The organism is Halomonas chromatireducens (assembly GCF_001545155.1).
Classification (GTDB): Bacteria; Pseudomonadota; Gammaproteobacteria; order Pseudomonadales; family Halomonadaceae; genus Halomonas; species Halomonas chromatireducens.
This window is the reverse complement of the sequence record NZ_CP014226.1, coordinates 1,858,147-1,881,728: the sequence shown is the minus strand read 5'-3', so window position 1 is coordinate 1,881,728 and position 23,582 is coordinate 1,858,147. Positions and strand designations below refer to the sequence as shown.

The following is a 23,582-nucleotide window of genomic DNA, read 5'->3' as shown; positions in this document are numbered from 1 at the left end:
AGCTCGACTTGTTGGTGTTGCCGGTTCCATGGGCTCGAGGCTCCTCACATGCTGGTCCTCACCGACCACAGTTCGGGGAAGAACTGCAGGTCCAGGGCCTTGACCAGGAAAGAGACACCGCCCGTGCCGCCGGTGCCAGGCTTGTAGCCGATGATGCGCTCCACCGTCTTCATATGGCTGAAGCGCCACTTGTGAAAATTGTACTCGGTATCGACGAGCTTCTCGGCCAGCTCATAGAGATCCCAATGTGCTTCCGGCTCGCGATAGATCCTGGCCCAGGCCTGCTCCACCGCATCACAGGGCTGGTAGGGCTGCGACCAGTCGCGGTCGATGCAGCCGCGGGGAAGTGAGAAACCGCGACGCTCCAACAGCTGCAGGCTGATGTCGTAGAGGCTGGGCGCAGTGAGAACCTCGTTCAGCCGCCGGTAATGCTGAGGATGACCGCGGTGGACTTCGACCAGCCTGGGATTCTTGTTGCCGAGCAGGAACTCCAGTTCCCGGTACTGATAGGACTGAAACCCCGAACTCTGGCCCAGGCTGTCGCGAAAGCTGGCATAGTCCGCCGGCGTCATGGTGACCAGCACCTCCCAGGCATGAATCATCTGTTCCTGGATGCGAGCGACCCGCGATAGCATCTTGAAAGCGGGCGCGAGCTTCTCTTCAGCAATGTGCGCCGCTGCGGCATGGGCTTCATGCAGACACTGCTTGAGCCACAATTCGGAAACCTGATGGATGACGATGAACAACATCTCATCGTGCTGATCGGAACGCCGCTGCTGACAGGCGAGCAGCGGCTCCAACTGCAGGTACTGCCCATAACTGATGTCCTGGTCCCAGTGGACCCCTTCACCGTCCAACTCCACCGTCCGGCCTTCCGGCGAACGGGCATCTCGATTGGCCATACTTCGGGCACTCCCTGCTCACGCTGCGGTATTGGCTGTCCCCCCATGGTATTGCCAGTCCACGCAGACCGCCAGTGCCCAAAAATTCGATGCCGCCTATCACCCTACTCCGCGTCGGCGCCATACTCATGCATCTTGCGAAACCATTTCGCACGCCCCTGTTCACTCATCGACTCAACTCTGCCGATCAGGGTTTCGTGAACCGGGGAGAAGCCAACGAAACCGAGCACATTGCGTTCCAATGACTTGATGCTATGCGCACGGTAGATATGTCGATAGACCAGTGCAGGCATGCCCATGGTGACAACCAGCCGCACCGATCGGCCAGACAACCGTTTCTTTCCCAGCGGATTGCCCTCCACGTACTCGAAGGCGAAGCCAGGGCGCATAACCTGTTCAAGGAAGGCTTTCACAAGCGCAGGCATGTCAGCGAGCCAAAGCGGGAAAAACAGCACCAGATGCCGACACCAGGCAATGGCATCCTGTGCCTCCTGCAAGGCAGCCGGGAGTGGCTCCTCCTTCCATGCCTTCTGGCTACGCAGCAAGGGAAAGTCGAGTTCGCCGATATCGACCACCCGTACCTCATGTCCATGGGATTCCGCACCTGCACGGTAGTGCTCGGCCAGAGAGTGGCAAAGATGAGCTCCACCGGCATCGGGATGCCCCTGGAGAATCAGGATACGCGTTGTCATTGCAGCGGTTGCCCCCCGGTGATTTGCAAGGTCGTGACCATTCCACACTACTTACAAACCGGCCCTTCACGCCGACCGCCGTCAAGCATAAGGCTTTACCTGGGGGGATACCGCATCAAAGCCATCAACACGTTCGATCATTTTCCTAGCACGTCGACTTTATCGCCCAGCACATCCTCGATATAGAGCATCTGGATGGCAACCACCGCTACCACGGCGAGTGGCGTTGCCAGTATAACGCCGGCCAGGCCGGCAACCGCCGCGCCGGCGAGCTGCACGATGACGGTATAGGCCGGCGGCAGCCGTACCACTCCCTTGGCGGCAATGGGCATGACCACGTTCGACTCCAGAGTTTCCACGATGAAATAGAGAATGATGGCATAGAGCGCCAGCTCGGGTGACGTCAGAAAAGCGATCAGCACGGTGGGGATCATGCCCAGTATCGGCCCCAGATAGGGAATGAAGGTGAGCAGGCCGGCAATCAAGCCCAAGGCGCCGGCCATGGGCACGTCCATGAAATACAAGCCAATACTGATAGAGATGCCGACGAAGAGCATGGAGATAAGACGGCTCAGCAGCCACAGGCGCAGGGCCCTGCCCTGGATGGCAAGGACTTCCCGCCAGCGCCCGCGACGGGCCGGTGGAAACAGCAGCAGCATGTTGCCCAGGTACATGGAAGGGCTCAGCACCAGGTAGAAACCGATCAACAGGATCAGGAAGAAGCTGGCGATGGCACCGAAAGTGGAAGTGAAGAGCGCGGTGAACTGCTCCAGCAGCGGATTGATGAGCTGTCCCGGCTCCTCCACTTCCTTGAGCGCCGCTTCGATACCCGGCAGCTCCAATAGCGTGACCGCCAGCTCCTGCAGCGCCTCCGGTAGCTGCTGAATCAGCTGCGGCAGCTGCTCCTTCATGGGGGGCCCAATCACAAAACCTAGCACCACGGACAGAAGCAGGATCAGGACAAAGGCGAGGGAAAGCGTCCAGAAGCGCGACAGCGGCAGGTAGCGAGCCACAAGCTGGGAGACACCATCGATGGAAACCGCCACGAGTATGCCGGCGAACACCAGCAGCAAAACATCGATCAGTTGACCAGCAAAGTAAAGCAGGATCGCCACCAGAGCGACCAGCCCCACCGCGATCAGTACCCTGCGCGTAAACAGTGAGAGATTACCCAGCCCATCATCCATGTCAGCTCCCTGCTGTAGGTGTCAGGCATCCTGCCCTGATGGAAGTATTGCGAAACAGCCACTCAGGCCGCTTGGCGATACTCCCGCCTCTTGCGGGAGTAGCTCCCCTTGCCCTTCTTGGGCTTCTGCTGTTGCGTGCGGAACATCGGCGTACGCATCTGTGCCTTCAGCGCGTTGTCACGAATCCTGACTTTCTTCATCATCATCTCCGGTTGAGTGGCGCGCCCGCCTGACCAGACCAAGCGTGGCCCGATCAAGCATGGCACACCCCTGAGACTAGCAGATCAGGAGGATGTTTCGTTCAGCGACTTTGCCGCCGCGAGGCTGCTGGCGACCAGGCTCACCACGCTGCCCACCACGATCAGGCAGGGCGAAGGCAAGGGCTGCGCCGCCAGTTTCGCCGGCATATCCGCCAAGGTGCCGGTGAGCGCCTGCTGGTCGGCATGGCTGGCGTTGGCGACCAGCATGATCGGCCAGTCATCGGGCAGCCCTGCCAGGCGCAAACCGGAACAGATGGTTTCCACCTTGGAGAGGCCCATATAGAAGATAAGGGTCTCGTCCCGCCGGGCCAGATCGCCCCAGTCGGGCTCGCCACCCTCGCGGCACAGTTGGGCGGTGATGAAGCGCACCTGCTGGGCGTGGCCGCGATCGGTCAGCGGGATACCCATGCCGGCGGCGGCCGCCGACGCCGCCGTGATACCGGGTACGATCTCGGCGGGCACATTGGCCTCGGCCAGGGCGGCAAGCTCTTCACCCATGCGCCCGAAGATGCCGGGATCACCGCCTTTCAGGCGCACCACCGACTTGCCCTGCCCCGCCAGCTTGACCATCAGCTCACCGATCTCGGCCTGAGGTACGCTGTGATGACCCCGCGCCTTGCCCACATAGTAGCGTTCCCGTCCGGGGGGAATCAGCGACAGTACCTCATCGCCGATCAGGCGGTCGTAGACGATGGCGTCGGCCTGCTGCAGCAGACGGGCGGCCTTCAGCGTCAATAGCTCCACGTCGCCGCTCCCGGCACCCACCAGGTAGACACGCCCCGGCTGGCAACCGCCGCGCAGCGCCAGGGAGGGCATGCTGCCACACTCCCTGGCGTCTCCCAGGCAGCGGAAAGAGCGACCGAGGCCAAAGCGTGCCAAACCCGCGTTCAAGGCATCACGCGATAGTAACGTTTTCAGACTTCGGCTCAGCGCTCGCATGGGCCCTCTCCTCGTCGGCACCTTCTTGGGCATTTCCTTCCGCTCTTGCTTCTTCAATCAGGGACTTCAACTCGGGAATGCAGCTGCCACACTGGGTGCCGCAGGCCAATCGGGCACCCAGCGCCTCGACGCTGTCGTCACCACTGCGAATGGCATGGCGAATGGTACTCTGGCCCACCTGATGGCAACTGCACACGACAGGTCCGCTGTCGGCGGCACCATCGTCACAGCCGGCCAGCAGCCGCCGCTGCCGCGCCGCATCCAGGCGTTCACCCCGCGCGGCCTCCTGGAAGCGCTCATCGAGCCAGGCAATGCCGGGCAGCTCGCCGGGGGGGCCTACCATCAACCACCAGCGCAGCTTGCCATCGGCGATGCCCGCAGCACGCAGGCGACCATCGCCCGGGTCCTCGCACCAAAGCGTCGGCGCCACCGGCAGATGCTCGGCCAGCCAGGCCTGCCAGTCGGGCATGTCATTACCTCTCTTGCCGCCTGCCAACTGCCAGCGCTGACAGTCGGATAGCGGTATACGAGCCCAGTAGCGCGAACTGTCGCACCATGCCGCATCCAGCGCCAGGTCGTCGGCTACTATCAGCGTAGCTTGCCAGCTCGGCGCCAGCGGCGCTATCGACACGGCCCCGTGCTTCGATTCCGGCTGACCGGAAACAGGATCGCAATGGGGCGCCAGCAGGCTGCCCATGCGGGCAGCACCGCTGAACCGGCCGGTCCAGTGCATGGGCACGAACACTTCGCCACGCCGCTGCGCCTTGGATACCCGCACGCGCCCCACATAGTCCCCACCCGCTCCCTCCAGCCGCGCCAGCGCCTTGTCATCGATACCGTAGTGGTGCGCATCGTCGGGATGGAGCTCGATGAAGGGTTCGCTGCGGTGATTCATCAGCCGTGGCGCACGGCCGGTGCGGGTCATGGTGTGCCACTGATCACGCACCCTGCCGGTATTGAGCCTTAGCGGACGAACCTCGCTCAGGGCCTGCTCTGGCCCCCGTGGGTGTACCGCAATCAGTCGCGCCTTGCCATCCGGGGTGGCAAAGCGCCCATCCTCGAACAGCCTCGCCGTGCCGCTCGGCGCACCCCGCGTCACCGGCCACTGGATCGGCGCCAGGGCATCATAGGCGTCGCGGTCGAGCCCGGTCAGGCCGGAGATATCGAACAGCCGGCGGCCCTCGCCGGGGCCTTCACCATTCTCGAAGCCGGAGAGCCGGGCATGCTCGTCGAAGATCTCGCTGGGGTGTTCATAGGCAAAGGCTTCGCCGAAACCGAGCCGCCTGGCCACCTCGCCGATGATCCACCAGTCGTGACGGGCCTCCCCCGGGGGCGGCAGCAGCCCGCGCTGGCGGGAGATACGCCGCTCGGAGTTGGTCACGGTGCCATCCTTCTCGGACCAGCTCGAGGCCGGCAGCACGATATCGGCAAAGGGGAGCAAATCGGTGTCGGCCATGCATTCGGAGACGATCACCAGCGGACACTTGGCCAGGGCCGCCCGCACGCGGTTGGCATCCGGCAGGCTCACCACCGGGTTGGTGGCCATGATCCACACCGCCTGAACCTCGCCCCGCTCGATGGCCTCGAACAGCTCCACCGCCTTGTGGCCTGGCGCGTCGGGCAGGGTGGGCTCGAGCGATTCTGTCGTCCAGAAGCGCGTGACCCGTTCGAGGGCGTCCGGCGTATGGTAGTCCATGTGCGCGGCCAGCTGGTTGGCCAACCCGCCCACTTCGCGGCCGCCCATGGCGTTGGGCTGGCCGGTGATCGAGAAGGGCCCCGCCCCCGGCAGGCCGATCTTGCCGCCGGCCAGATGGCAATTGATGATGGCGTTGCACTTGTCGGTGCCGCTGGAGGACTGGTTGACGCCCTGGGAGTAGAGCGTCACCACGTGGAGGTGGCTTGAGAACCAGTAGAAGAAGGTTTCCAGCCGCTCCGGGTCCACATCGCAGTCGGCGGCAATGGCCTCCAGCGAGGTGTCGTCCTCGCGGGCCGCCGCCAGGGCCTCTTCCATGCCCAGGGTGTGCTTCTCCAGGTAGACCCGGTCCAGCTTGGAACGGTCGTCCATCCAGGCCAGCAGGCCATTGAACAGCCGCGCATCGCTGCCGGGCGCGAGGCCGAGATAGAGGTCGGCGATCTCGCAGCTATCGGTGACCCTGGGGTCGATCACCACCACCCGCATCAGCGGATTGATCTGCTTGGCCGCCTTGATGCGCTGATACAGCACCGGATGGTTCCAGGCCAGGTTCGACCCCACCAGCACCACCAGCTCCGCCTCCTCCAGGTCCTCGTAGTTGCAGGGCACGGCGTCGGCGCCGAAGGCGCGCTTGTAGGCCGCCACCGCCGAGGCCATGCAGAGCCGCGAGTTGGTGTCCAGGTGCGGCGTCCCCAGGAAGCCCTTGAACAGCTTGTTGGCAACGTAATAGTCCTCGGTGAGCAGCTGACCCGAGAGGTAGGCCGCCACGGCATGGTTGCCATGGTCGCGGCGTGTGGCCTGAAGCCTGTCGGCCACGGCATCCAGTGCCGTGTCCCAGTCCACCTCCACGCCGTCGACCCGGGGACGCGTCAGCCGGCCATGCTCACCCAGGGTCTCGTGCAGCGCCGAACCCTTGACGCAGAGCCGCCCGAAATTCGCCGGATGCGTGCTGTCACCGCTGACGCCGATGATGCGCTCGCCGTCGACTTCCGCCTGCACGCCGCAGCCAACACCGCAGTAGGGGCAAGTGGTTAGAGCCTGGTGCATGACGATCTCCTGTAACGCATGTTCGCAAAATGCAAACGCCCACCCGCCGACTCTGTAGCAGAGACGGCGGGTGGGCGTCGTTGCCGATGAAGCGCGGTGGGCGCCTCTTGCTGCTTTGCCCAGCGTTGAGCATTTTCTATACAGGATGAAGCAATCTTTGTGCCAGGCGAACGGCATCTGCCAGTATTCCGGCTCCCTGATGGCCTTCTATCGTTCCTGACATCGAGCCACTGCCCCAGGATCTCTCACCCCAACTGCCATGCTGCACCACGGTAGTGCCGAAACGCCGCGCATCGGACCGAATAATCGCCAGACACAGCGCCAGGCCGTCAAGACCCGGCCCGCAGGACTTGGCGTGCCGCGGAGTTGCAATATCTGGAATGTATTTTGCATCGCAGCGTAGAGATGCAAGTGACTAGCGAGACTGCCATGCCCCCACCGCTGAATGTGCTGCTGGTTGATGATGAAGTCGTGCGCGCGGCCATGGTCGAGGAGGCCCTGGTCGCCGATGGACACCGTGTGGTCTGCCGCCTGACGAGCCCGGCGAGCCTCAACGAGATGGTCGCCCGGCACCAGCCCGACGTGGTGATCATCGACATGGAATCCCCCGACCGCGACACCCTGGACAGCATGGCGCTGCTCAACCGCGAGAACCCGCGCCCGGTGGTCTTCTTCGCCGACCAGCACGACCCGGACATCCTCCAGGCCGCCCTCAAGGTCGGCGTCAGCGCCTACGTGGTCGACGGCCTGATTCCCGGCCGGGTCAAGGCGATCATCGAGGTGGCGATTGCCCGCTTCGATGCCTTCCAGTCCATGCGCCGCGAACTGGAGAAGACCCGCAACCAGCTCACCGAGCGCAAGCGCATCGAACGCGCCAAGGGGCTGTTGATGAAGCATCAGGACTGCGACGAGGAGCAGGCCTATCGCATGCTGCGCAAGCTCGCCATGGATCGCAGCCAGCGTATTGCCGAGGTGGCCGACAGCGTCATCGATATCCTGGAACGCCTGAACACGCGCTCGCCTGACTGAACTGAGGTCTATTCATGAATCCGCAGGACATGCACACCACACCCGAGCTGAATCACCTGACCCTGGGCTTCGTGCCGCTGCTGGATGCCGCCCTGCTGGTCATCGCCCGTGAACAGGGCTTCTTTTCCGAACAGGGGGTCGAGGTATCGCTGTCACGGGAGAACGCCTGGTCGACCCTGCGCGACAAGGTGGCCGCCGGGCTGCTCGATGGCGCCCAGATGCTCTCGCCCATGCCGCTGGCCATGAGTCTCGGGCTGGAGCGGGCGCCCTGCGACGCCCTGGCGCCGATCACCCTGAGCCGCAACGGCAATGCCATCGTGCTGTCGGAACCCCTCTGCCAGCAGAGCGGTGCCGCCATGGGCAGCGACCCGGCCGACAGCGCACGCGCCGTCGGCGCCTGGCTCGGTAAGCACAGCGGCCCTCATCGCCCGCGGCTGGCCATGGTCTACCCCTTCTCGTGCCAGCACTACCTGCTGCGGGAGTGGCTCAGCCTGGGCGGCATCGATCCGGACCGCGACGTGGAACTGATCGTCCTGCCGCCCCCGCGCATGGTGGCGGCCCTCAGCGAAGGCCAGATCGACGGCTTCTGCGCCGGCGAACCCTGGGGCAGCCTGGCCGCGCACCAGGGTGTCGGCCAGCTCGTGGCCAGCGGTGCCCAGCTGTGGCCCGATCACCCCGAGAAGGTATTGGGCGTGACCCGCTCCTGGGCTCACCACTACCCCGCCACGCTTGCCGCCCTGATCCGGGCGCTGGTGGCGGCCAGCGACTGGCTCGCCGACTCTCCCGAAAACCGCCACCAGGCGCTGGAGTGGCTCGCCCTGCCGCCCTACCTGGACCGCTCGGTGAGCCATCTCGACACCCTGCCCCTGGACGTCACTCCGATTCACCAGCGGCTGTTCGGCCCCGGGATCCTGCGCCCCGACGTGGACGCCATGGGTCGGATTGCCGAACAGCTGGACCGCTCCCTGCGTCACCTGGATCGTGCCCTGGACATCCCGACGCTCCACGAGTGCTACGCCCCTGTGCATTTCGATGCTGCCATGCACCAGTGACGTGCAGGCGGCCGACCGGAAACGGCTGAGCGCCGGACACCCCCTCTGGAAAGGCATTCCCAAGAATCTGAAATAAAACAATAAAACTGACATCAAGAGAATCTTGGCCAGCTTCTTGATTGGTACTCATCAACTACGCGATCAATGGCGGTCGCTCTCGAACAGTAGCAACGGGCGAAGACGCTCCAGCACACCCCAGGCGGGGTCGTGATGGAGCGTCTTCTTTTTGTGCCGCTGCTTTCTTACCTGCTTCGGAGGTGTCACTACATGCACCCACAGTCCGCACCCCAGTCGGCCACGCTCGAGCATCTCGTGATCATCGGCAACGGGATGGCTGGCCACCGGCTGGTTGAAGCCCTGGCCAAGCGGCCGGCCCTGTCGCTGCGTATCACCGTGATCGGCGAGGAGCCGCAGCCAGCCTACAACCGTATACTGCTCTCGCCGCTACTGGCCGGCGAGATGGAGCGCGACGCGCTGACGCTGCGCGATGCCGGCTGGTATGCCGAACAGCGGATCGACCTGGTTCTCGGTGAGCGGGTCACCAACATCGACCGCCAATCGCGCCGCCTGACCACTGACGCCGGCCGCACCCTCGACTATGACCGCCTGGTGCTGGCCACCGGCTCACGCCCGGCGATGCCGCCCATTCCCGGGCTCACGCTTGCCGGCGTCCACGTCTTTCGCGACCTGAACGATGCCGAGGCCCTGACACGTGCCGCGCAAGCCGGCGGCAGTGCCGTAGTGATCGGCGGCGGCCTGCTGGGCCTGGAAGCCGCCGAAGGCCTGCGGAAACAGGGCCAAGCCAAGCGTGGCATGAACGTGAGCCTGATCCAGCGTGACGACCGGCTGATGAACCGTCAGTTGGACATCACCGCCGCCCGGTTGCTCGAAGCCGAGCTCTGCAGCCGCGGCCTCGACATCCATACCGATGCCGGCCTGGACCACCTGACCGGAGACGACCAGGGCCATGTCACCGGCGCCATGCTGAGCGACGGACACTGGCTCCCGGCCGAGTGCGTGGTGGTGGCCATTGGCATCACGCCCAACAAGGAACTGGGCCAGGTGGCCGGGCTCGAGGTCAACCGCGCCATCGTCGTCGACGAGACCCTTACCACCTCTGAGCCGGCCATCCACGCCCTGGGCGAATGCTGCGAATTCCAGGGCAATACCTTCGGCCTGGTGGAACCCATCTGGAAGCAGGTCGAGGTCCTGGCCGCGCATCTGGCCGGCGAGCCGACGGCAGGCTACGTGGAGACGCCCTGTGCCACCAAGCTCAAGGTGAGCGGCGTATCGCTCTACGCCTTCGGCCCCACCGAGGCGGAACCCGACCACGACGTGCTCACCTACCGCGACCCGCTGCAGGGCGACTATCGCCGCCTGCTGCTGTGCGACGGGCACATCGTCGGTGCCGTTCTCTACGGTGATACCGCCATGGGCCCCTGGTACTTCGAACACTCGCTGGCCGGCACCGACCTCGGCCCCTGCCGTCAGGCCCTGCTGCTGGGCGCCGCCGATGCCGACGCCCTGCTTCACGAACACGCCAATCCAGACTCTCCGGAACGCCCCGTCAAGGAGGCCGCATGAACACGCCTAACGCCACCAAATCCCAGTTGATCGTCATCGGTAACGGCATGGTCGGCCACCACCTGGTCGAGCAACTGGTCGAACAGGGCGCCACCGAGCACTATGAGATCACCGTGTTCGGCGAGGAGCGCCACCTGGCCTACGACCGGGTTCACCTCTCCGAGTACTTCAGCGGCCGCGACGCCGACTCGCTGGCCCTCTCCACCGCCGAGTACTACGCCGAGCACGGCATTGCCCTGCGCCTTTCCGAGGCGGTCACCGCCATCGACCGCGACAAGAGCGAGGTGACGACACCCCAGGGCCGCTACGCCTACGACCGCCTGGTGCTGGCCACCGGCTCCTATCCCTTCGTGCCGCCGATCCCCGGCAACGACCGGGAAGGCTGCCTGGTCTACCGTACCCTGGAGGATCTCGACGCCATTCGCGCCATGGCCGAAACCGCCAATACCGGCGTGGTGGTGGGCGGCGGCCTGCTCGGCCTGGAAGCCGCCAACGCCCTGCGCGGCCTCAACCTGGACACCGCCGTGGTCGAGTTCGCCCCCCGGCTGATGCCGATGCAGGTCGACAGCGAAGGCGGCGAGCTGCTGCGCGAGAAGATCGAGTCGCTGGGCGTGCAGGTGCTGACCGGCCGTGCCACCCAGGAGATCGTCGACGGCGAAGCCAGCCGCCACCGCATGGTGTTCCAGGACGACAAGGTGCTGGAGACCGACCTGATCGTGTTCTCCGCCGGCATTCGCCCCCGCGACGACCTGGCCCGGGACTGCGGCCTGGAGATCGGCGAGCGCGGCGGCGTGGTGATCGACGACCGCTGCCTGACCAACGACCCGGCGATTCTCGCCGTGGGTGAAGTGGCGCTGTGGAACAACAGCATCTTCGGCCTGGTGGCCCCCGGCTACCAAATGGCCAAGGCCGCCGCCGCCACCCTGCTCGCCACGGCCAGCGGCAGCCAGGACGGCAGCTTCAAGGGCGCCGACATGAGTACCAAGCTCAAGCTGATGGGCGTGGACGTGGGCTCCATCGGAGACGCCCACGGCGACCGCACCCCCGGCGCACGCATGTTCCGCTTCCTTGATCCGATCAAGCAGCAGTATCGCAAGCTGGTGGTCTCCAGCGACGGCAAGCGCCTGGTCGGCGCCATGCTGGTCGGCGACAACAGCTACTACGACACCCTGCTGCAGTACTACGCCAACCGCATGGACCTGCCCGAGGACCCCGCCGCGCTGATCCTGCCCTCGAGCGAAGGCGCGCCCACCCTGGGCCCCGACGCCCTGCCGGAAACCGCGATGATCTGCTCCTGTCACAACGTGACCAAGGGCGACATCTGCGCGACGCTGGATGCCGGCGCCGTCGATCTCGGCGCGGTGAAGGGTGAAACCAAGGCCAGCACCGGCTGCGGCGGCTGCGCCGCACTGCTCAAGAGCGTGGTCGACCACGAGCTGGAGGCCCGCGGCGTGGAGGTCGACAAGTCGATCTGCGAACACTTCGCCCACACCCGCCAGGAGCTCTACGACATCGTCCGCGTCGAGGGCATCAAGACCTTCAGCGAGCTAATGGAAAAGCATGGCTCTGCGGAGTCTCATAGGCTCGGCTGCGATATCTGCAAACCGGCGGTAGCCTCGATCCTCGCCTCCTGCTTCAACGAGCCGATCACCGACGCGGCCCACATCCCGCTGCAGGACACCAACGACACCTTCATGGCCAACATGCAGAAGAACGGCACCTACTCCGTCGTTCCCCGCGTGCCGGGCGGCGAGATTACCCCTGACAAGCTGGTGGTGCTGGGCCAGGTGGCGCAGAAGTACGCGCTCTACACCAAGGTGACCGGCGGCCAGCGCATCGACCTGTTCGGCGCCCGCCTGGAAGACCTGCCGGCGATTTGGGGCGAGCTGATCGAAGCCGGCTTCGAGACCGGCCACGCCTACGGCAAGTCGCTGCGTACCGTGAAGTCCTGCGTCGGCAGCACCTGGTGCCGCTACGGCGTGCAGGACAGCGTGGGCATGGCGATCCAGCTGGAGCACCGCTACAAGGGCCTGCGCGCCCCGCACAAGATCAAGTTCGGCGTTTCCGGCTGCACCCGCGAATGCGCCGAGGCCCAGAGCAAGGACATCGGCGTGATCGCCACCGAGAACGGCTGGAACCTGTACGTGTGCGGCAACGGCGGCATGCGCCCGCGCCACGCCGAACTGTTCGCCACCGACCTCGCCGACGAACAGCTCTACCGCATCATCGACCGCTTCCTGATGTTCTACATCCGCACCGCCGACCGCCTGCAGCGCACCTCGGTATGGCGCGAGAACCTGGACGGCGGGCTGGACTACCTCAAGGAGGTGATCCTCGAGGACAGCCTCGGCATCGGCGAAGAGCTCGACCGGCAGATGCAGACCGTCATCGACGCCTACGAATGCGAATGGGCCAACGCCATCAGCGACCCGGAGAAGCTCAAGCGCTTCCGCAGCTTCGTTAACGACGCGCGCCCGGACCCGGACATTATTTACACCACTGAGCGCGGCCAGCTTCGCCCGGCCTAATGGAAATCGCTGCGCGAGCGAATCGCGTTGTTGCGCGGCACCCCGAAGGCTCGCCTAACCCCACGTTATGTCTCGCCTTCGGTCCGCCGCGCGCCTAGCGCTTCATCCCGCTCGCCGATTTCCCGAAACGAATCTGGAGATTAAAAAAATGAGTTCAGCAATTGCGGCCAAGACCATGACCCAGACCTGGCAAACCCTCTGCACCCGCGCCGACCTGGTGCCCTACTCCGGTATTGCCGCCTGGGTGGAAACCCCGGAAGGCCCGGCACAAGCCGCCATATTCTATTTGCCGGGGTACGAGCAGGAGCTATACGCCATCGACCACCACGACCCCTTCTCCCACGCCAACGTCATCGCCCGCGGCATCGTCGGCGATATCAAGGGCCAGCTCGTCGTCGCCTCGCCGATCTACAAGCAGCACTTCCGCCTGGAAGACGGCCAGTGCCTGGAAGACGACAGCGTAGCGCTGCGCACCTGGAAGGTAAGCTTCAAGGGCGATGAGGTGTGGATCGAGGCCTGAGGTTTCAGCCATTGGAAAAGAAAAAGCCGCCTACGCTGGGATAGCGTCGGCGGCTTTGGGTAAGTCGCGAATGTCGGCTAATTGTCGGTAGCCTACCTTCATCTCAGCCGCGAAAGGCGGCCTCGATCTTGGCGATGTCGATTTTCCTCATCGTCATCATGGCATCGAACGCTCGCTTGGCGGCGGCGCGGTCGGGGCTGGTGAAGGCTTTCGTCAGCGCGATCGGCGTAATCTGCCAGGAGATGCCCCACTTGTCCTTGCACCACCCGCATTGGCTCTCCTCCCCGCCATTGCCGACGATGGCGTTCCAGTAGCGATCCGTCTCCTCCTGGTCTTCGGTCGCCACCTGAAACGAGAACGCCTCGCTGTGCTTGAACATAGGCCCACCGTTCAGCCCCAGGCACGCAACGCCCAGCACGGTGAACTCCACCGTCAAGACGCTCCCTTCCTTCCCCGCTGGGTAATCCCCAGGCGCTCGGTGCACCGCGTCGATCGAGGAATCAGGGAATGTCTCGGCATAAAATTGCGCGGCTTCCTCAGCGGCGTCATCGTACCAAAGGCAGATCGTGTTCTTTGTCATGTGCTTCATCATTAGCTCCCTTCAGTGGGTGATTGCTGTGGGTGGCAAGCTAATGTCGAACGGAGCTGATCGAAATCGACAGGGGTGGTGGTTAACGCCCGGCTCACGGGCCGGTTTGGAGTTAGCCGCTCTCGCGCCGGTAGTGCATGGCGACCGCGCCGCTCCGGAGCGGCTTCGCCGAGATCAACTCGAGCCGTCGCGTGCCGGGCAGCCCGCTCTCGTACAGGGTCGGGCCGTGGCCGGCGATCCTGGGGTGGACGAGGAACTTGTACGCGTCGATCAGATCCAGCCGGTCCAGCTCGGTCGCGAGCTTGCCGCTACCGAGGAGCACGCCGGCAGGGGTTGCGTCCTTGAGCTTCTGCACGTTCGTGCACAGGTCACCGGCGATGTGGTGGCTGTTGGTCCACGGGAAGTCCGTTCGCGTCGACGACACCACGTACTTCGGCTTGGCCTCCAGCTTGACCGCCCACTCGCGCATCGCTGGCGGCGCCTCCTCATCGCCGCGAGCGACCGCCGGCCAGTAGCCCTCCATCATCTCGTAGGTGACGCGGCCCCACAGCATCGCCCCACTCTCGTCCATGAGGCGGGTGAAGAAGGCGTGTGTCTCGTCGTCGGCGATGCCTTCCTCGTGGTCGACGCAGCCGTCCAGGGTGACGTTGAGACTGAAGGTTAGAAGTCCCATGCCATTTACTCCGAGTTTGGTGTCCCGCTAAATTGTCGCTTATCGACGAGTTCCTTGCAGCGGCTACCTACATTTCTCTCTAACCATTAGGCTGGTGAAAAATATCTAATAGCTCGGCATTCGTTGGATATTTTTCCAATAATTCAAGTAACTTCTGCGCACCTTCTGCTGGCTTAAGACTTGTCAAAGCTCTACGCAACGCCCTTACTTTTTCAATATCTCTTGCATCAATCAAAATCTCTTCTCGACGGGTGCTGCTTTTGGCAATATCTATCGCAGGAAAAATCCGTTGATTTGCCACTTCCCGTGATAACACGATTTCCATATTGCCCGTGCCTTTGAACTCCTCGAAAATCACCTGATCCATACGGCTTCCCGTATCCACCAGCACGGTGGCCAGAATGGTGAGCGATCCGCCATTTTCAATCTTTCTCGCGGCGCCAAACAGTTTGCGTGGTATTTCCAACGCTCGGGTATCCAGCCCACCCGACATAGTGCGACCATTGCTTCGCTGCTCGGCATTATGAACCCGCGAGAGTCTCGTAAGAGAATCAATCACAATCATCACATTATGACCGTCGCCTGCTTGCTTACGAGCTGTCTCAAGAAGCTTATCCGCCACACTTACATGTTGTGTGTAGCTTTCATCTGAAGACGATGCATGTACTTCTGCCGCAACACTGCGCTTAAAATCTGTCACTTCTTCAGGGCGCTCATCAATAAGCAAGGCATACAGCTTTATGTCAGGATAAGCTTCTGCCACGGCCTGACAGATATGTTTTAACATCGTCGTTTTGCCAGAGCCTGGCGGCGCAACAATCAACCCTCGTTGCCCCATCCCAATTGGTGTAATTAAATCCATCGCTCGCACACTACGCTGATTAGAACCTAGCTCTAAATAAATGCGTGGGGAAGGATGAATAGCGACTCCATTTAAAAAACGTTTTTCGGAATCTTCAGGGAATTGATCTGCAACTTCGTCGGCGGGCTTGGCATCTATCTGCTTTTTCACTTTCAAAGCTAGTATTTTTCTCGCCATAATGTCGATGAATCACCTTGAATAACCTGAATTTATAGAATAACTGCATCATAGACCAGCCGACCTGTCGTGTCGTTGCGATACCTGGGATGGAAAACCGACAAGTCGAGTTTATGCTCGATCAGGTAATGCACTGCGTGCTCAAGGGTACCGGGTTGGAGCTGATTTTGGTAGTGGATTCACCACCATGGCGTTTTGATCATGGTTGTAGAGCTTGAAGCGGGGCATGATGACCACTCCTAGGCTGTTTTTTCCGATCCTACCAAACCGACGGAGGCTATGGGCTTTTTCTACAGCCTGAACGCCCAGCGTAACCGGCTGGTTTTGGAGCGTCAGCGGAAAAGCCAGTCCGCGTTGACGCTATGGTTAGGCTCTTATTCATGAAGCCATGGCGCATAACTCAGACCAACCAACACTCCTTCGGGGCTAATAAACCTTGCGACTGTCTGCCCCCAGGGTTCAGTCCGGGTTTCATGAACGAACTCCTGACCCCTTTCCTTCATTTCTTGTACTGCCGCCTCCACAGCAGCCGCGTCCGCCAACTCAAATTCAATTGTAGCTGTCGGCTCAGGAACATGGCCTGGCCATTCCTCTTGGCCAAAACAAGACTGGGCTGCCATAGAGAGGGGCCATACCCCGAAATGATTCGCTCCGGGGAATTTATCCATAAAACGATAATCGTCCATCTTCTCCAGCGGCAGACCTAGTGCATCCTGATACAGGGACGCACTTGCCGCGGGATCTTTCGTAATTGACGCAAAACCCGCAATACACTTGATTTCCATTCACTCCCTCCGTGACTGATGGAGCCTAACGGCCGCCATTACGCGCTTGTCGCGCGCATGGCATTATTATGCAATGTTTCCCATTGCTCAGACGTTAGCCGGTATAGTCTCACCGGCCGACCATGAAATTCCAGTACATCAAAGCTGGAAAATCCTGCCTTCTCAGCGACCTTTAGCGATGCCAGATGCTCGGGCTCTATGATTACTACCACTGATTTGAGCAGTTTCTCTCCAAAAACATAATTCAGAACTGCTCTAGCCGCCTCAGATGCCAGCCCTTTGTTCCAATAGCGCCTGGCAAGCCGGTAGCCGAGGTTGATTTCCTCGACATCACCAACCATTTCTGGTCCAGCACTGCAAAAGCCTATGAGATCAGAAGATTCTTTATCGATTAGTGCCCACGGCCCCACACCATGTGACTCGTAACAGGATAAACACCACTCAACGAATTTTCGGGTAGCGGCCTCATCACAAACGCCATTAACCGAGTGCTTCATCACCTCAGGATCGCTGAGAATTTCAGTCAATGCGGGAACATCGCTGAGGGATAACTGACGTAAAATCAACCTCTCCGTTTCACAGACCTGCACCATAGCCTCCCTGTGCATAACGCTTGCAGCACGCGCGACCTTGGAATGGAGCCGAAGGCGCAATAGAGAGGGCGTCGCCGTGACTGCACTTGTTATGATTTATCGTCATGTTCAAGCATTGGATTCTGAGTGCCACTTGGTAACTCCTCGGACCGTGCCTGAGTCTTCCAAATTATCTCTGCAATTTCACGAGTTCTGTCTACAATGGGCTTAGCATCCTTGCCTAATTTCCCCAATACTACGCCGGCATCCCCGACAAGCCCCCAAAATCTATCCAAATCTGATACGCGTTTATGGAGCTCTGACTGTAACTTTTCAAGACGTTTTAGCAACCGTTGCTTGTGTTCCTGCTCTAAAGATTCCTGCTCTGATATCTTAGACCTCAGTTCATTTATAAGAACTTGTATACGCTCCAAATCACCTTGCGAGAACTCATAAGCAAAAGACGACTTTAATGATGCTTTATATCGACTAGTATAAGACTGAACTTTTAGAAGAATGGACTGCTCTTTGAAATGACTTTGTACGCTAGAAATATACTCATGCGTATTTTTGCAATTTGTTATAATATCACCAGTTGGTTCAGGAAATTCGACTGGTACCGTAAAGCCTTCTTGTTCTAAGACAGCATTTATAAAAGACGCAGCCTCCCAAAGAATTTCATGTTCATCCTGATTCCAACTTTGCTCGTCTGTCATTACTTCGCTTATGGCTGAAAACGCCATTTCACAGGCTTTAACAACTCCCAGTATGGGCTCATCTTCAACTTTTTTTATAAAATCATCGCTGAAAAGCATGTTGTTTCCTTTGTAGGTTTTTAATCATAACGCCGCGCACAACGGCGCGAGCGAAGCAAGTGTCCGGCGCCGACCGGCGCGAATTGATGCGCTTTGTTATGCATTGATAGCTTCAACATTTGCCTTTCTTCTCTTGCTACTATTTCTTGGCGGCGCTAACCTTTCAATTAGATAATCCTCAAGCGCTGGAGCTAGATAGGAATACTCATTAGGAAAGCCGATAGCTGCTAACGAGCTAACTTCCGACCACTTCCCTTGAGGCACATAATGCCCTCGACCTCTCGTCTTGTCGGTGGTTATTACATGTGCAAGCAACCGTCGCGATATTCCATAGCCTGTACGATCTCCTCCGCCTACCGAGGCGCCAAGACCTACGTATATAACTTTACCTGCTTCGTCAAATAGTGCGTAAACACCGCGCTTATCATGGTGCGGCACGGAGCCTTTCCAGTCCCAGTCGGCTTTCCATTCTGGCGTAGGATGCGCGATGCAAGATGTCCAGTGCCGACGGAAAAATTCGTCTGTGGAGTCAATCAAAGCGTCAATCGAGCTCATTGCTTCTCCTGCATAACGCCCGGCTCACGCGCCGGTTTGAAGCAGCGAAGCGGCGGAAAATCGGTCGCCGTGCAGCCGATTGTTATGTGCGCTTCTCCCTTGGCACTACTAGCATTTAGACATGGCTTTGTAGTGGTCCGAGTAGCCCGTTTTCTCAAAAACCAGCCTCAATCCCTCCTTGAAGACGTCATAGTTGAACTCCTTCATATCTATGATGTTCTGGCCAAGTGAATGTGACTCCCGATTGATATATCGGCAAAACGCTTGGTACTTCGCATCTTGGAGCTCCGGCATCTGGAAAACATTATTCAGGTCTTTCTTGCGAACAAAGTTGAAAAAGTACTCGACTATGTTGCGCATACAGTTTGCGATAAGTGCCGGCGGTTGAGACTGGTCATTAACAACAGACCAGTATGCTTGATAGTCATTTTGAATTTCCTCGTACTTCATCTCCTGGATGACGCTGCCAGAAGAGGGCTTTGAAAGCCTAAACAATTTCTGTGTTTTCTCACGGCGCTCGTGATTCGGATCTGTCATCTCGTAGAAGAAGTACAGACTATGGGTCAGGACAATGACCTGACTGAACCGATCCCCCTTGAAGAACACCGAACGAATGAGTTGCCCGACGCTGAAGATGAATACATGAGAAAGGCTCGAAATTGGATCATCTATCACTGCGATGCGCTGAGCTTGAGTGTCCTCTGCGCTAGCCTTACCCTTACACAGCTCGCAGAAGTACAAGAAGCTGATCATCATCTTCTCTCCCTCGCTTAGCGAGTGAAATGCGTCTTTGGAATCACCTGCGCGCACCACACGATAGAGGTTGTCAGAGTGCTTCTGTACTCTGAAGTCATCTATGCCGAGGTCAATAAGTCCTGCATTGATAGCACTGACCGCGTGGTCAATATTCACGGTCTGTTTTTGTGCCTCCGCAATTTCCCCTTTGACCTTTGCCAGCTCAGCATCAATATTTCCGATCTCTACATCTAAGCCTTGCAGTTGCTGGTTAGCCGCCTGTCGGTCGGCATCAAGCCTCGCCATTGTTTGGTCATACTGCCACCGCATCAGTTGCCAAAACTCGTTGCGTAAGTTTTCGAGAGCAGATTCACGGTTTTTGAGCTTGTCGTTGTACTCATCGACTTCTGAGTTAATCTGGCCGACTGCTGAGTTGAAATTGGCGACCAAGCCAGTCGTGTCGGACAACGTAGTCGGAACCTTTGGACTCTTTAACTTTGCTTCAATCTTGCGAGCATTACTCTGGAGAGCGTCTACAAGCAACTGATATTTATTGGTTATGGAGTCCTTGCGCTTTTCTGCGAATGGATGATCGATAAAGGAACTCAGTCCCGGCAACGAATCAAAAGCGGCTCGGTACGCCTTTAGAAGTTGCGCAAGCTCGTCTAACTGCTTCTCGTAGGTCACATCAAAGTACGACCTTACGCTGTCGATAAATTTCTCCGAAATTGTTGCTTCCTGGCAAAATGGGCATTGCGTGTTTGAATTACCTACACTCTCCGGCAAGTAAGAAAGGCCTTGCTTTACCCAGTCCGAATTCCCCAACTTCTCGATTAGAGCTGCAACCTCACTATCGGTATTCCCAAGGATGGATTTTCCGAACACCGGGTCAGACTCGACACTGTAAGCAGCAAAAGACAGCGTAGCTAGTCGCGGTTGGAACTGAGCATCATCACCTTTGAGCGCTTCTACTTCCTGCCGGATTGTTTGAACGTCTTTTTTTGGCTCACTGGCGGGCTTCTGGATGCCCTGGAGGTGGGCAAAAAGCTTGTCTTTTTGTCCCTTTAGCCCTTCGAGACAGTATTCAAGAACGCGATCACCGCCAGCATAGGTCTGTTTGATGCTCCAAACTTTTTCTATGGCCTGGTTTCTTTGTTTGGAAAGTGCCTGTGTTGCCAACTCCTTTTCACTGCACTTCTCTTGTATATCCTGCTCAAGCTCCCCTTGCTTCTTTATCGCGTCGGCTATCTTTTGTTCAGCTTCTTTGTTCTCTTTTGAAAGGCTGAAGATTCCTTGCAGACTATCCGCAACATAGAAGTTGTCTCGTATGAAATTTTGGTTGTAAACGAGAATTGGAACCGATGCTGCGGGCACCTTTTTGCAGAAAATGAACGCAGGATTGTCGGGCTCATAAAGGAAGTTGGAGATTGTTGATTTACCGGTGCCGTTTAGGCCGTAGATAAGATTTATTTTCTTATCCGTAACGAGCGACGTAGCTTGCTTAAAGCTCGCTACTGCATCCATGTAAATTTCGGCAATCACCCTATCGATACCTCCTACTACTCCAAAGCACATAACGCCAGCCATAAGCGGCCGAATGTAACGAGGTCCGGCGACCGCAGGGAGCGAATTTAATGGCTTGGTTATGTTGCTTTGAGTACAGCTTCAATTTTCGAACCTTCTATTCTTCCTTCGCTACAAAGTATTCCTACAATTTCACGCATCTTACTAAAATGAGAGGCGATTATTGGAGCAACAATCGTGACAGCCAAATTCATGAACTCCCGATCCTCATTCTCGCTAAAGTCATGCTGATCAGAGACGCGATGGTACATTTCTCTATCTATGCTGGCGTTCTTGAAAACTAACTGCGTAAATTCTTTCTCGTCGATTGCAGCTAGAAACCCTTTTCTTGAAAGGACGTATTCAGTCGCGAAACCTGCGCACAGTACGGACGGACGTATATCAGGTGTGGTGTTGCATCTTGCCCGAGCAAAGCCTCTTCCTTCACTTTCCTCACCCATTATTTCTACAAACTCGACCGTCCCGCCTAAATGCAAGCAAACTACAGCATGCCCTATCTCGTGCCAACATTTGTACTCGAGACTATTTACTTCCAAATTCATTGAATACCTCGTTTACAACATAACGCCGCCAACACGCGCAGCTTTGTAGTGAAGGCGCAGCCGCAACGGAAAAGCTGTCGCCGTGATTGGCCTTGTTAATTGGAGAATGCTGCATGCACACCTGCAACGACAAAGAGCATAGATAGAACCATAATCAGCGCGCCAGCGCTGTGCTTACTCCATGAGTAACTACTCATCTCCACCAATTTGTACCACCCGCTAAATGCAACCCAAGCCAACAGTCCAAAAGAGACGAGAAGTAAGCTTAAACCCATGAAGCCAGCGAAACTGGGAGCTTCAGGAAGCACCACTTCTCTATACCTGACTAGAGCACCAGAGCCCGCCATCACCCCAATCACAACAGCCAATCTACTAAAATGTGTGAGAATAGCTTCTAGGCAGTCATCTCGGTGCTTTCCGACCATCTTGTCAATGCGAGACTTCAATTCTTGCATAGCTGTAGGGTCCCGGATGATCGGATCGCCTATAGAAGTTATCCTCTGCTAGCAGCGAGGGAGCTTCTTCAGCAATTCATCCGGGAGCAGGTTCATGGACATCAAGCTGCATAAACAAGCGACGACGACACCGAAGATCCGTGCCGAGATCCAGGCAGCACCCTTCAGCATCACGGATAGTGAGCTAGCCCGCCAGTATCGCGTCTCCACCGCGACCATCCGGCGCTGGCGATACCGTGACGATGTCTATGACCGTCCACACACGCGTCACAACCTGCTCGCCACGCTCACTCCCGAGCAGGAGGAGCTGCTGATCACGGCTCGCGAATTTCTTCGCCTCGGCTTGGATGATCTCCTCGTCGTGGCCCGTGAGTTCCTGAATCCCCGCTTGTCACGCTCTGGCCTGCATCGCATGCTAAAGCGGCGCGAGGTCCCAACACTGGCGGCATTGGCCCGGCAGGACGCCGGCGATGATGAGAAGCCCCGGTACAAGCCCTTCAAGGACTACGAGCCGGGCTTCGTACACGTCGACATCAAGCACCTGCCTCAGATGCCCGACGAGCAGCAAAAGCGCTACCTGTACGTCGCCATCGACCGTGCCACGCGCTGGGTCTATCTGGAGGTCAGGTGCAGCCAGTCCGCGAAGGATGCGCGGGGGTTCATGAAGCGGGTGGAGGAAAAGGCTCCCTTCAAGATCCAGACGGTGCTGACCGACAACGGCAAGTCGTTCACCGATCGCTTCACGCGGGCGGGTGAGCGCAAGCCCAGCGGCCACCACCCCTTCGATCAGGAGTGCCAGGCCCATGGCATCGCACATCGTCTGATCAAGCCGGGAAGGCCGCAGACAAACGGCATGGTGGAACGCTTCAACGGCCGCATCAGCGATGTACTGGCGACTCGCCGCTATACGTCAGGCGAGGACCTGGAGCAGACGTTGAAACGCTACTGCTGGCTGTACAACCACCATATCCCACAGAAGGCGCTGCACCATCAATCACCGATTGCAGCGATGAAGGAATGGCAGACCAAACGCCCTGAGTTATTTACTAAGCGGGTGGTCAATCACACGGGACCCGACACCTAATTGAAAATACGCCAGACTTGTTCAACAACATTTGCCCTTGCGAGCGCCCTCGCCTGATTGGACAGGTGCTGGAAAAAGCCGACTCGTACGGTTTGAAACGCACATCAGATCGCCGAACCTTTGCATACTTAAAGCTCAGCCAAGGGGACATCTTTTGGGAATCGGAGGAGATGCGCCCCCTACTGGCACAAGCCGCTAGAGGCGAAACTTCATTGCTCGAACTGCTTGAAAAAACGTATGGGGAGCCAACCTGATGCTCGCTAATTGGGCTATAAGACGCTTCTTTCGCCTGATTCCTGCATGGCTGCAGGTCGTCATGATAGGAGCTATCGTTATTACCTTGGCTTGGCAAGCGCTTTTTCCCAGCTCAGTCAGCGGGAGCCTCGCCGGATATAACCATACTGATCGTCCCATTTTTAGCTACTGGGTTAATGCCAACTGGGGAGGAAATGGTGGAACTACCTGCTGCTGGTCCTTCAAAGGCGATACGATGGAAGTTATTTGGATCCTTAGCATGACCGGTGAGCAAGAGCGCGCAGGTGTGGAGTCTGAACGTCATAGTGTGACTCTAACAATGCCGGCCCATTCTCGTGGGGACCAGTATCTTCATGTACATTTTTTGCCTGGCAACCGAGTGGAGATGGCCTGGAGCCCTGACCTGCAATCGCCGCTCGCTCAGCAACTCATGAAAAGCAGTACAGATCGACACCAACAAGGATGA

At 58.9% G+C, this 23,582-nt stretch carries 22 protein-coding genes; 7 read left to right on the top strand and 15 right to left on the bottom strand.

The annotated features are described in order from the left end of the window. Window positions 1-44 precede the first annotated feature (44 nt). From kynA to LOKO_RS08690, 6 genes are all read right to left on the bottom strand, one after another. The gene (kynA, locus tag LOKO_RS08710) at window positions 45-902 is read right to left on the bottom strand and encodes a tryptophan 2,3-dioxygenase (RefSeq protein ID WP_066447805.1); all 858 of its coding nucleotides are present in this window, start codon (window positions 900-902) and stop codon (window positions 45-47) included. A gap of 104 nt (window positions 903-1,006) precedes the next feature. Continuing rightward, window positions 1,007-1,594, bottom strand: a complete 588-nt coding sequence (locus LOKO_RS08705) for an NAD(P)H-dependent oxidoreductase (protein WP_066447802.1) — start codon at window positions 1,592-1,594, stop codon at window positions 1,007-1,009. A 137-nt stretch (window positions 1,595-1,731) separates the two neighbouring features. Further along, entirely contained in the window at window positions 1,732-2,781 is a 1,050-nt protein-coding gene (locus LOKO_RS08700; protein ID WP_066447800.1) for an AI-2E family transporter, read from the bottom strand. 62 nt (window positions 2,782-2,843) lie between these two features. Then, a complete protein-coding gene (arfA, locus tag LOKO_RS18810) occupies window positions 2,844-2,981 on the bottom strand; it encodes an alternative ribosome rescue factor ArfA (RefSeq protein WP_083517512.1) in 138 nt (45 codons plus the stop codon). Window positions 2,982-3,065: 84 nt separating this feature from the next. Further along, window positions 3,066-3,857 carry a uroporphyrinogen-III C-methyltransferase gene (gene cobA, locus LOKO_RS08695; protein WP_235588982.1) on the bottom strand — a complete coding sequence of 264 codons (792 nt, stop codon included), beginning with the start codon at window positions 3,855-3,857 and terminating at the stop codon, window positions 3,066-3,068. A gap of 79 nt (window positions 3,858-3,936) precedes the next feature. Beyond that, window positions 3,937-6,720, bottom strand: a complete 2,784-nt coding sequence (locus LOKO_RS08690; protein ID WP_066447787.1) for a nitrate reductase — start codon at window positions 6,718-6,720, stop codon at window positions 3,937-3,939. 429 nt (window positions 6,721-7,149) lie between these two features. Between LOKO_RS08690 and LOKO_RS08685 the strand changes: the two genes are divergently transcribed. The 5 genes from LOKO_RS08685 (at window position 7,150) to nirD (ending at window position 13,433) form a co-directional block, all read left to right on the top strand. Beyond that, a complete protein-coding gene (locus LOKO_RS08685; RefSeq protein WP_066447785.1) occupies window positions 7,150-7,749 on the top strand; it encodes an ANTAR domain-containing response regulator in 600 nt (199 codons plus the stop codon). A gap of 14 nt (window positions 7,750-7,763) precedes the next feature. Continuing rightward, entirely contained in the window at window positions 7,764-8,801 is a 1,038-nt protein-coding gene (locus LOKO_RS08680) for a CmpA/NrtA family ABC transporter substrate-binding protein (protein WP_235588981.1), read from the top strand. A gap of 267 nt (window positions 8,802-9,068) precedes the next feature. Continuing rightward, a complete protein-coding gene (locus LOKO_RS08675) occupies window positions 9,069-10,385 on the top strand; it encodes an NAD(P)/FAD-dependent oxidoreductase (protein ID WP_066447783.1) in 1,317 nt (438 codons plus the stop codon). Beyond that, on the top strand, window positions 10,382-12,913 hold the full coding sequence (nirB, locus tag LOKO_RS08670) for a nitrite reductase large subunit NirB (RefSeq protein ID WP_066447781.1): 2,532 nt from the start codon (window positions 10,382-10,384) through the stop codon (window positions 12,911-12,913). The genes LOKO_RS08675 and nirB overlap by 4 nt, the downstream gene beginning before the upstream one ends. A 148-nt stretch (window positions 12,914-13,061) precedes the next feature. Beyond that, complete coding sequence (nirD, locus tag LOKO_RS08665) at window positions 13,062-13,433, top strand: nitrite reductase small subunit NirD (protein ID WP_066447779.1); 372 nt, start codon at window positions 13,062-13,064, stop codon at window positions 13,431-13,433. Between the two features lie 103 nt (window positions 13,434-13,536). Here nirD and LOKO_RS08660 read toward each other — a convergent pair whose 3' ends face one another. The 9 genes from LOKO_RS08660 to LOKO_RS19365 all read right to left on the bottom strand — a co-directional run bounded on the left by LOKO_RS08660 (window position 13,537) and on the right by LOKO_RS19365 (window position 21,322). Continuing rightward, complete coding sequence (locus LOKO_RS08660; RefSeq protein ID WP_066447776.1) at window positions 13,537-14,022, bottom strand: VOC family protein; 486 nt, start codon at window positions 14,020-14,022, stop codon at window positions 13,537-13,539. A 112-nt stretch (window positions 14,023-14,134) separates the two neighbouring features. After that, entirely contained in the window at window positions 14,135-14,695 is a 561-nt protein-coding gene (locus LOKO_RS08655) for a dihydrofolate reductase family protein (protein ID WP_066447772.1), read from the bottom strand. A gap of 79 nt (window positions 14,696-14,774) precedes the next feature. After that, window positions 14,775-15,734, bottom strand: a complete 960-nt coding sequence (rho, locus tag LOKO_RS18805) for a transcription termination factor Rho (RefSeq protein ID WP_083517511.1) — start codon at window positions 15,732-15,734, stop codon at window positions 14,775-14,777. Window positions 15,735-16,108: 374 nt separating this feature from the next. Next, window positions 16,109-16,519, bottom strand: coding sequence for a VOC family protein (locus LOKO_RS08645; RefSeq protein ID WP_066447765.1), 411 nt, complete (start codon window positions 16,517-16,519; stop codon window positions 16,109-16,111). Between the two features lie 38 nt (window positions 16,520-16,557). Beyond that, on the bottom strand, window positions 16,558-17,112 hold the full coding sequence (locus LOKO_RS18795) for a GNAT family N-acetyltransferase (protein ID WP_201025373.1): 555 nt from the start codon (window positions 17,110-17,112) through the stop codon (window positions 16,558-16,560). A gap of 89 nt (window positions 17,113-17,201) precedes the next feature. Further along, window positions 17,202-17,906 carry a hypothetical protein gene (locus LOKO_RS18790; protein ID WP_083517510.1) on the bottom strand — a complete coding sequence of 235 codons (705 nt, stop codon included), beginning with the start codon at window positions 17,904-17,906 and terminating at the stop codon, window positions 17,202-17,204. 96 nt (window positions 17,907-18,002) lie between these two features. Then, entirely contained in the window at window positions 18,003-18,461 is a 459-nt protein-coding gene (locus LOKO_RS19370) for a GIY-YIG nuclease family protein (RefSeq protein WP_144439642.1), read from the bottom strand. Window positions 18,462-18,569: 108 nt separating this feature from the next. Beyond that, window positions 18,570-20,738 carry an AAA family ATPase gene (locus tag LOKO_RS08640; RefSeq protein WP_066447760.1) on the bottom strand — a complete coding sequence of 723 codons (2,169 nt, stop codon included), beginning with the start codon at window positions 20,736-20,738 and terminating at the stop codon, window positions 18,570-18,572. 101 nt (window positions 20,739-20,839) lie between these two features. Further along, window positions 20,840-21,322 carry a hypothetical protein gene (locus LOKO_RS19365; protein ID WP_144439641.1) on the bottom strand — a complete coding sequence of 161 codons (483 nt, stop codon included), beginning with the start codon at window positions 21,320-21,322 and terminating at the stop codon, window positions 20,840-20,842. Window positions 21,323-21,871: 549 nt separating this feature from the next. Between LOKO_RS19365 and LOKO_RS08625 the strand changes: the two genes are divergently transcribed. Both LOKO_RS08625 and LOKO_RS18785 read left to right on the top strand, forming a co-directional pair. After that, on the top strand, window positions 21,872-22,861 hold the full coding sequence (locus LOKO_RS08625; RefSeq protein WP_066447754.1) for an IS481 family transposase: 990 nt from the start codon (window positions 21,872-21,874) through the stop codon (window positions 22,859-22,861). A 253-nt stretch (window positions 22,862-23,114) separates the two neighbouring features. Beyond that, the gene (locus LOKO_RS18785; protein WP_083517508.1) at window positions 23,115-23,582 is read left to right on the top strand and encodes a DUF3304 domain-containing protein; all 468 of its coding nucleotides are present in this window, start codon (window positions 23,115-23,117) and stop codon (window positions 23,580-23,582) included.